This is a genomic window from Rhodococcus jostii NBRC 16295 (assembly GCF_001894825.1).
Lineage (GTDB): Bacteria > Actinomycetota > Actinomycetes > Mycobacteriales > Mycobacteriaceae > Rhodococcus_F > Rhodococcus_F jostii.
Genome location: NZ_BCWY01000058.1, coordinates 55,299 through 63,412, shown reverse-complemented (window position 1 = coordinate 63,412; position 8,114 = coordinate 55,299). Strand labels below are relative to the sequence as shown.

General features: G+C 67.7%; 9 protein-coding genes. 3 read left to right on the top strand and 6 right to left on the bottom strand.

The window, feature by feature from the left end; translation table 11 throughout:
• Positions 1 to 110 precede the first annotated feature (110 nt).
• On the top strand, positions 111 to 479 hold the full coding sequence (locus RJ1_RS30040; RefSeq protein ID WP_073366151.1) for a hypothetical protein: 369 nt from the start codon (positions 111 to 113) through the stop codon (positions 477 to 479).
• A 3-nt stretch (positions 480 to 482) separates the two neighbouring features.
• Here the strand turns inward: RJ1_RS30040 and RJ1_RS30035 are convergent, their stop codons facing one another.
• Genes RJ1_RS30035 through RJ1_RS30015 form a run of 5 tightly spaced genes read right to left on the bottom strand, consistent with a single transcriptional unit; the run spans position 483 to position 6,601 of the window.
• Positions 483 to 1,088: a hypothetical protein gene (locus tag RJ1_RS30035; RefSeq protein ID WP_073366160.1), complete on the bottom strand. Its 606-nt coding sequence runs from the start codon at positions 1,086 to 1,088 to the stop codon at positions 483 to 485.
• 46 nt (positions 1,089 to 1,134) lie between these two features.
• Positions 1,135 to 2,823, bottom strand: a complete 1,689-nt coding sequence (locus RJ1_RS30030; RefSeq protein ID WP_073366150.1) for an ABC transporter family substrate-binding protein — start codon at positions 2,821 to 2,823, stop codon at positions 1,135 to 1,137.
• Between the two features lie 30 nt (positions 2,824 to 2,853).
• Positions 2,854 to 4,710, bottom strand: coding sequence for a dipeptide ABC transporter ATP-binding protein (locus tag RJ1_RS30025; RefSeq protein ID WP_073366149.1), 1,857 nt, complete (start codon positions 4,708 to 4,710; stop codon positions 2,854 to 2,856).
• A complete protein-coding gene (locus tag RJ1_RS30020) occupies positions 4,707 to 5,627 on the bottom strand; it encodes an ABC transporter permease (protein WP_073366148.1) in 921 nt (306 codons plus the stop codon). Before RJ1_RS30020 ends, RJ1_RS30025 begins: the two co-directional genes overlap by 4 nt.
• Positions 5,624 to 6,601, bottom strand: coding sequence for an ABC transporter permease (locus RJ1_RS30015; protein WP_073366147.1), 978 nt, complete (start codon positions 6,599 to 6,601; stop codon positions 5,624 to 5,626). The genes RJ1_RS30020 and RJ1_RS30015 overlap by 4 nt, the downstream gene beginning before the upstream one ends.
• Positions 6,602 to 6,737: 136 nt before the next feature.
• On the opposite strand from RJ1_RS30015, the gene RJ1_RS30010 reads away from it, so the two are divergent.
• The gene (locus RJ1_RS30010; RefSeq protein WP_073366146.1) at positions 6,738 to 7,511 is read left to right on the top strand and encodes an alpha/beta hydrolase family protein; all 774 of its coding nucleotides are present in this window, start codon (positions 6,738 to 6,740) and stop codon (positions 7,509 to 7,511) included.
• Between the two features lie 40 nt (positions 7,512 to 7,551).
• On the opposite strand, the gene RJ1_RS47970 is transcribed toward RJ1_RS30010, so the two are convergent.
• Positions 7,552 to 7,677 (bottom strand): hypothetical protein, encoded by a 126-nt coding sequence (locus RJ1_RS47970; protein WP_255284908.1) that lies wholly within the window; start codon positions 7,675 to 7,677, stop codon positions 7,552 to 7,554.
• Positions 7,678 to 7,815: 138 nt separating this feature from the next.
• Here RJ1_RS47970 and RJ1_RS30005 point away from each other — a divergent pair, with 138 nt between their 5' ends.
• Positions 7,816 to 8,112: an Rdx family protein gene (locus RJ1_RS30005; RefSeq protein WP_073366145.1), complete on the top strand. Its 297-nt coding sequence runs from the start codon at positions 7,816 to 7,818 to the stop codon at positions 8,110 to 8,112.
• Positions 8,113 to 8,114: the final 2 nt, after the last annotated feature.

The window sequence follows — 8,114 nt, the reverse complement described above, 5'->3', positions numbered from 1 at the left end:
CGGTGGGACCTACTTGCGGAGATATAATTCTCTGAGCTGGTATTCACACTCAGTGACGCGGTTCCGCCGTACTCGGGGAGACGGATTGGCGCGCCCCGAAAGGAATTCCGATGTCTACTCGAAAAATGGTGGGTCGGCTGGGAGCAGTGATCGCCGTGGCCGGCGCGCTGTCGTTCGCCGTGCCCGGTGCCGCGTCCGCCGCGCCCTTCATCCCCGGCTCGATGTCGACGTGCGCCCCCGGCGCGTGGCTGACGTTCAACGCGGAACGGGTCGCGCCCGACCGGATCCGGTACACCACCGCCGCGCCTCTCGCGCAGTGGAACGGCGCCGTCGTGCAGTTCACGAACCTCACCACCGGGTTCCGGGGGGTCGCGTTCGTCAACGACCCGGTACCGGCCGCCGTCGGGTTCGGACCGGTGCTGAGTGAGATCGCCGGGCTGCTCCCGTGCTTCGTCAGCGCGGGTGTCACGATGTCCTGAGAGTCAGCTGGGGTCGGATCCCCGGACGGCCGCGAACCACACCGCGACGACCGCCGCCACGCACGTCGCGCCGACGAATGCGGGAAGCCCGCCGCCCGCGACGTACACCCACAGCGCCCCGGCGAACGGCGCGGCCACCGCGAACTGAGCGTCGAGGACGATCCGACGCATCGGCCGAGCGGCGATCCGGGCGCGCACCGGACCGTCCGGGTCCGGCCGCGACGGGTTGTCGATCAACCGGCCGACCGGCTCCGAACGACGCGTTCGCCCGGCAGGAAGTAGTCGCCGCCCGTCCCACACCACCACGCTGCGCGCGCCCGCCTCGTGCACCGTCGCCGTCGTCGGGGTCGGCATCGTGATCAGGGCCGGATCGAAGAACACGGGAATCCACAGCGGATCCGGTTCCTCGTGTATCTCGATCCAGGACCTGCTGGTGAGCCGGTGCTGCTGGCGGACCCGGTGCACCGTGGCGCGGCGACCCGGCTGCGAACCGTTCCGGGTGGCAGCGAACCAGGTGTAGCCGGTGACTCCGAGCACCGTCGCCGCCACGACGACCAGCGCGCTGAGCTGATCGGCGTCGGCGAACGGGATGAATGCGCCACACACCACGAGGGCGCACATGCCGACGACGACGGGATAGCGCACGGCCACGGAACTACTGATTCAGGAATCCGATCTTGGTGTAGTCGTACGACGCGAGGCCCGGGGCGCCGAAGTTCGCGAGATCGTCGCGGACCGCGACGTTGCCCGGCGCCTGCACGAGCGGCAGCGAGAAGCCCTCCTCGAACACCGTCGTGTCCACCTCGTTCGCGAGTTCGATCGCCTTCTCCGGGTCGAGTTCCGAGATGGTCCGCTCGATCAGCGCGTTCAACTCGGGCGAGCCGATCCGGCCGTAGTTGCCCTGCAGATCGTCCGGGTTGTACGCGTAGATCTGCGGTAGCCCGCTGAGAGGGAACGGATCACCCACCCAGGAGAACTGGGCGATGTCGAAGTCGCCGGGCTGGATCACGTCGGTGAAGAATCCGGTGCCGCTGCGGGTGTCGATGTTCAGCTTCGCGCCGATCTGCGCGAGGTTCTGCTGAACAATCTGCGCGATCTGGACCCAGGTGGTCGACTGGTACATCACGTCGCGGATCTCGAGCCTGCGCCCGTCCTTCTCGCGGAACTCGCCGTTGAGTTTCCACCCGAGTTCGTCGAGCCGCCGCGCCGCCTCCTCGGGGTCGTAGGCGACCGCTGCGCTGTTGTCCTGATAGCCCTGCTGACCGTTGAGATACACGTGATTGTTCAGCGGTTGGGGGTCGTCGACCAGACCGTTCTGAATCGCGGTCGCGATGCCCTGCCGGTCGATTCCCTTCGACAGTGCCACCCGCAGTTCCGGATCGGCGAGGATAGACCCCTCCGCGCCGTTGAACGTGATGTGCGAGAACTGGGTTCCCGGTGCGCGGCGGATCGCGATGCCGGCCGAGCCCTGCGCGGTCTTCACCTCGTCGATCGTGGCCAGTCCCGACGCGTCGATCTCGTTGTTCTGCAACGCCGGAATGCGGGCGGAGTCGTCGAGCACGCTGTAGGTGATGGTGTCGAGTTTCGGTGTGTCACCCCACCACGCGGGATTGCGGCCCAGCGTGATCCGGTTCTGCGCCTTGTCGATCGACTCGATGCGGAACGGACCCGACGTCAGCGTGATTCCGTCGCGCAGACTCGCGTTGAACGCCTCGGGGGTCGCGGTCGCCGACTTCGGGAAGAGCATCGAGTTGCCCGCGAACTGGCCCCTCCACTCGGCGTACGGCTCGGCGAAGGTGATCACCGCCTGCCGGTCGTCGACACCGCGCTCGACCCGGTCGACCCGCTCGAACCCGGACGTGTTCGCGATCAGGAATTCCTTGTTCGTCCCGTTCAGCGCCGCGGCCTGAGACTGGATGTCTGCCCACGTGATCGGGGTGCCGTCGGACCACACCGCCTTCGGGTCGATCGTGTACGTGACCTGCTGGGGGTCGGTGCCGGTCAGTGCCACGTCGGTGAAGTAGTCGTGATTCACCGACAGAGCTCCGGACGCGTCGGTGCCGAACGCCCGCGGCATTATCGGTTTCAGGATGCCGGCGATCTCGGAGTCGTTGCCGTCGTTGGACAGGGTGTTGAAGTTCGCGGGAAAGCCCGACAACGCCAACCGCAGATTTCCGCCGTCGCGTAGCTCGCTCGGATCGTGCGGATTGATGTCGTTGGTGGTGCCGATCGACCCGGACCCGGCGTCGACACCACCGGTGTCCGAACCCCCGCAGCCGGCGACAATCAGCCCGAAGGCCAGGAACGATACTGCGAGGCGGGCACGCACCGAACGAATCCTCATGGCAATGGCCCTCCTCGACGTTCGCTGAACCTAGTGTGCCAAATACGTCGGATCCGGAACGGGAATTGCCGCGAGCAGTGCCCGCGTGTATTCGTGCTGCGGATCCTCGAAGATCGTCTGCGGCGGCCCCGACTCGACGATCCTGCCCTGGAACATCACCGCGACGTCGTGAGCGATGTTGCGGACCACCGACAGGTCGTGGGAGACGAACAGGTACGACATGCCCCGCTGCTCCTGAAGGTCACGCAGGAGGTTGAGCACACCGGCCTGGATCGAGACGTCGAGAGACGACACCGGCTCGTCGAGGATCAGCAGTTCCGGATCGAGGGCGAGCGCCCGCGCGATGCTGATCCGCTGCTTCTGACCGCCCGAGAAATCGGCCGGATACCGGTCGGCGTGCTCGCGTCGCAACCCGACCAGGTCGAGCAACTCCGGCACCCGGCGGCCGATCTCCTCGCGTCCGCGGCCGTCCAGTCGCAGCGGCTCGGCGAGCACGTCGAACACCGGCAGCCGGGGGTCCAGCGACGCCGTCGGATCCTGGAAGACGATGGCCATCTTGCGGCGGATCTCGCGTTTCCGGTGCTTGCTCAGTGCCGCGACGTCGGAGCCCAGTACCTCGATCGCACCGGATTCCGGTGCGGCCAGTTCGAGGATCTGCGTCAACGTGGTCGATTTGCCGGAGCCGGATTCGCCCACCAACGCCAGCGTGCGGCCTCCGCGGATGTCGAAGCTGATACCGTCGACCGCCCGGATCTCGCCCCGGGTGCGGCGGAACACCAGACCGCTGGTGATCGGATACGTCTTGACGAGGTCCGTCACCCGCAACACCACCCGGTGCTCGGGTTCCGGGGGCGCGGCGCCGGGCGGTGCCGGCTGGCTCCGGCGGTAGGCGGTGAACAGGTCGCGGGTGCCCACCTCGTCGACGCGGATGCAGGCCGCCCGATGGCCCGGACCGGTCAGGACGAGATCCGGCTCGGCCGGCAGGCAGGCGTCCACGGCCAGCGGGCAGCGCGGCGCGAACGTGCAGCCGGCCGGCAACGAATGCAGCGCGGGCGGTGCACCGGCGATCGGGATCAGGCGGCTGCGGATCGGGGCGTCCATCCGGGGCACGGACACGAGCAGCCCCGCGGTGTACGGCATCCGGGGCTCGGCGAACAGTTCGCGCACCGGCGCGGACTCCACCACCCGGCCCGCGTACATCACCACCACCCGGTCGGCGAGCGTCGCGGCGATGCCCATGTCGTGGGTGATCATCACGACGCCGGCGCCGGTGAGGTCGCGGGCCTTGCGCAGCAGGTTCAGGATCTGCGCCTGCACCGTCACGTCCAGCGCGGTGGTCGGCTCGTCGCAGATGATCAGCGCGGGGTCGTTGGCGATGGCGATGGCGATCACGACGCGCTGACGCATGCCGCCGGAGAACTCGTGCGGAAAGGCCTTGGCGCGCACTGCGGGATCGGGTATGCCGACGAGGTCGAGCAGGTCCACCGCACGCTGCGCCGCCTCCTTCTTGCTGCTCGCCCGGCCGTGCACGAGCAGCGCCTCCGCGATCTGGTCGCCCACCCGGTATACGGGTGTCAGCGCCGACAGCGGGTCCTGGAACACCATGCTCACCGTCTTGCCGCGCAGCGCGGACAGCTCCCGGTCTCCCATGCCCAGCAGTTCGCGGCCCTGCAACCGGATGGATCCGGTGACCCGCGCATGCTCGGGCAGCAGACCCATCACGGCCAGTGACGCCACCGATTTCCCCGAGCCCGATTCGCCGGCGATGGCGAGCACCTCACCGTCGGAGATGGCGTAGCTGACGCCGCGGACCGCCTCGATCCGGCCCTCCTCGCTGGGGAAGCTGACCCGGAGATCCTCGATGTCGAGCAGCCGTTCCCCGGTCACCGCTTCGGCTTCTTCCTGCGGGATCGGGCGCGCTTCGAACTCGGGTCGACGGCGTCGCGCAGACCGTCGCCCACCAGATTCGCCGACAGCACGGTGAGCACCAGCAGTCCGCCCGCGAACAGGAACAGCCACGGGTAGGTGAGGGCCGATTCGGTGCCGTCGGCGATGAGGGACCCGAGGGAGATGTCGGGTTTCTGGACGCCGAACCCGAGGAAGCTGAGGCCCGTCTCGGCGAGGATCGCGGCGCCGACGTTCAGGGTGGCGTCGATGATCAGGATGGACGCGATGTTCGGGACGATGTGGCTGGTGATGATCTTGTGGGTCGGTGCCCCCATGTAGCGGGCGGCCTGGACGAATTCCCGCTCACGCAGGCTCAGCGTCATTCCCCGCACCATCCGGGCGGTGATCATCCAGCCGAACACCGCGAGCAGCAGGATCAGCAGGGCGATCGAACTCGCGGCCTTCAGCCGGGGAGTGAACACGGCGATGATGATGAAACTGGGAACGACGAGCAGCAGATCGACCAGCCACATGATCACCCGATCCGGCCAGCCGCCGACATACCCTGCCAGCGCCCCGACGAGCGCCGCGATCGCCGTGGAGAAGATCGCGACGCAGATCCCGATGATCAGCGACTTCTGGAGGCCCCGCAACGTCTGGGCGAGCACGTCCTGCCCGATCTGGTTGGTGCCGAACGGGTGCTGCGCACTGGGCGGTTGCAGCAGCGCGGTGTAGTCGAGTTGCTGATAGTCGTAGGGCAGCAGGTACGGTCCGACGAAACTGACCACGAACAGCAGCAGCAACACGGACGCCCCGGCGATGGCGGGCCTGTTGCGGAGAAACCGCCGCCACAGCAGTGTCCGGCGACCGACGGCCGACACCGCCGCGTCGGTGGACGCGATCTGGATCTCGGTCATCCGACGCGCACCCGCGGGTCGAGAGCCGCGTACACCACGTCCGACAGCAGTCCCGACAACAGCACGATCAGCCCGGTGAACGACGTGATCGCGACGACGATGTTGGTGTCCTGAGTGTCGATGCCGATCACGATCCACTCGCCGATCCCGTGCCAGCCGAAGATCGTCTCGGTGAACGTGGCACCCACCACCAGGGCCCCGAATCCGTAGGCGAACAGCGTCGCCATCGGGATCAGCGCCGTCCGGAGCCCGTGCTTGAGCAGCGCCGCCCGACGGGTCAATCCCTTCGCCCTGGCGGTCCGGATGAAGTCGCTTCCCAGAACATCGAGCATCGCGTTGCGCTGATACCGGCTGTAGCCGGCGATGCTGCCCAACGCCAGCGCGAACGTCGGCAGCACCAGGTGCTGCACCCGGTCGACCAGCTGCGGCCAGAAACCGGTGATCGTGCTGGCCGAGGATTCGCCGGTGTACAGGAAGATCTGGCTGCCGGTGGCCGAGTTGATCTGGAGAGCACCGTATTTCAGGAGGGTGGCGACGAGGAACACGGGTGCGCTGAGAATCAGCAAAGACACGACGGTGCTGAAATAGTCGCTGAACTTGTACTGCCGGATCGCACCGGCGGCGCCGATCAGCACCCCCAGCACGGCGCCGATGACGGAGCCGAGGATCAGCAACCGCATGCTCACCAGGATCCGGCGGCCCAGCTCGTCCGACACCGGCTGTCCGGTGATGGTGGTGCCGAAGTCGCCGTGGACGACCCCGCGGAGCCAGCTCGCGTACCGCACCGGAATCGGCTCGTCCAGATTCAGTTCGGCGGCTTTCGCGTCGATCACCGACTGCGGTGGCCGGGGGTTGCGCTGTTCCAGGCTGTCGAGCGGACGGAACGTGAGCGAGGCGAGACTGAACGTCAGGAACGAGGCCAGCAGCAACAGCACAAGGTAGTTGAGCGCTCGTCGGAGCAGGAAGCCGGTCATCGGTCCCCCTCGCAGGTAGGGCTCAACCCACGAATTATAGGAGCGCGCCGCCGGGGTTCTGCTCGACTCGGCGAAACCGGTGCCGGGCCCGGTTCGTTGCCACGCGCGTCCCGTCGCCGCTTGTTAGCGTGACGGGGTGACAGTTCGTGACCAGCCGGGCGAACCGCTGACGCGGCACACGGCGCAGCTCACGAGGTACGACGAGTACGCGGTGACGGTCCCTCGCTCGGGTGATCCCGCGCTGGTGGCGGTGCCGCAGGGGGTGACGCCGTCGGCTGTCGTGTACTACCTGCACGGTCGTACGGGCGACCAGCGGTCGATCGACGACCGCGCCGGTCTGCGGGACGGACTGCTCGACGCCGGCTACGTCGTCGCCGCGCCCTACCTGCACGGTGACCTGTGGGGAAACCGGCGCGCGCAGGATGCCGTCGTCGCGCTGGACGAGTGGGTCTCACGCCGGTGGCCGGTGTCAGTTCGGTTCGTGATCGGAGAATCGATGGGCGGCAACGCCGCCGCCAACGCCGTGCGCCTGCGGGAGGCCGCGTGGGACGGGGCGGTGCTGATCGCCCCGTCCCTGTCGCTGCGGGCGGTGTGGGAACGGGGTGAACACGGACGCGACACCGTGCGGGACGCGTTCCGGTTGTCGGCGGACGGTCACGACCTTGAACCGAAGACCGCGGGCTGGGACGCCGTCCGGCACGAGCCGAGAGATTATGCCGGAGTGCCGATTCGGGTGTACGCGTCGAGGGAGGACGAAGTGGCGAACATCGCCGGCGTCACGGGACCGTGGGTCGAGATGCTGCGGCGCGGCGCGGGCGCGGTCGAGTTAGTCGAGGTGAGCGGCGCACACGTCTCCGAAGACCACTTCCGGGCCGCGGAGGTCGTGGAGTTCTTCGGTGCCCTCCGGTGAACCCGGGGGAGACCTTCGCGGAGAAGGCCTCCCCGGCCGTTCAGACCTTGGTCTGGTGCGTGGTGTCGAGGCGGAAGATGTTGGTGAAGAAATCCTTGACGGCCTGGATCTTCTCGTTGGTCAGTTCGATGGCGTGGCGACGCGATTCTTCGAGCGCGGTGGACATGGCGGCTTCCTTTCGTCGAGGGGGCACAGCATGGCGATCGACAGTGTGCCTCAGGATCCTGACGTCCGCATGACGAACAGGTGTCGCGCGTGCAACTCGAACAGCAAGCGGCGGAGTGCGTTCGGTTAACCTGGCACGATGACGACGAGCAGCGCGCACGGCCGGGTCGCGATCACCTACTGCACTCAGTGCCAATGGCTGTTGCGTGCAGCGTGGATGGCGCAAGAACTACTCGGCACCTTCGGGCAGGAACTCGGCGAGGTCGCGCTCGTCCCCGGCACCGGAGGAATCTTCCGGATCACCGTGGACGACGAGCTGATCTGGGACCGCAAGGAGCAGGGCGGCTTCCCCGACATCACCGTGCTCAAGCAACTGGTGCGCGACCGCGTAGCGCCCGAGCGCGATCTCGGGCACAGCGATCGCAAGAGTCCCTGAGG

What these genes read in the sequence shown, in the direction of transcription:
- RJ1_RS30040 (WP_073366151.1), top strand. Translation starts at nt 111, where the DNA reads ATGTCTACTCGAAAAATGGTGGGTCGGCTGGGAGCAGTGATCGCCGTG.
- RJ1_RS30030 (WP_073366150.1), bottom strand. Translation starts at nt 2,823, where the DNA reads ATGAGGATTCGTTCGGTGCGTGCCCGCCTCGCAGTATCGTTCCTGGCC.
- RJ1_RS30020 (WP_073366148.1), bottom strand. Translation starts at nt 5,627, where the DNA reads ATGACCGAGATCCAGATCGCGTCCACCGACGCGGCGGTGTCGGCCGTC.
- RJ1_RS30015 (WP_073366147.1), bottom strand. Translation starts at nt 6,601, where the DNA reads ATGACCGGCTTCCTGCTCCGACGAGCGCTCAACTACCTTGTGCTGTTG.
- RJ1_RS47970 (WP_255284908.1), bottom strand. Translation starts at nt 7,677, where the DNA reads ATGTCCACCGCGCTCGAAGAATCGCGTCGCCACGCCATCGAACTGACC.
- RJ1_RS30005 (WP_073366145.1), top strand. Translation starts at nt 7,816, where the DNA reads ATGACGACGAGCAGCGCGCACGGCCGGGTCGCGATCACCTACTGCACT.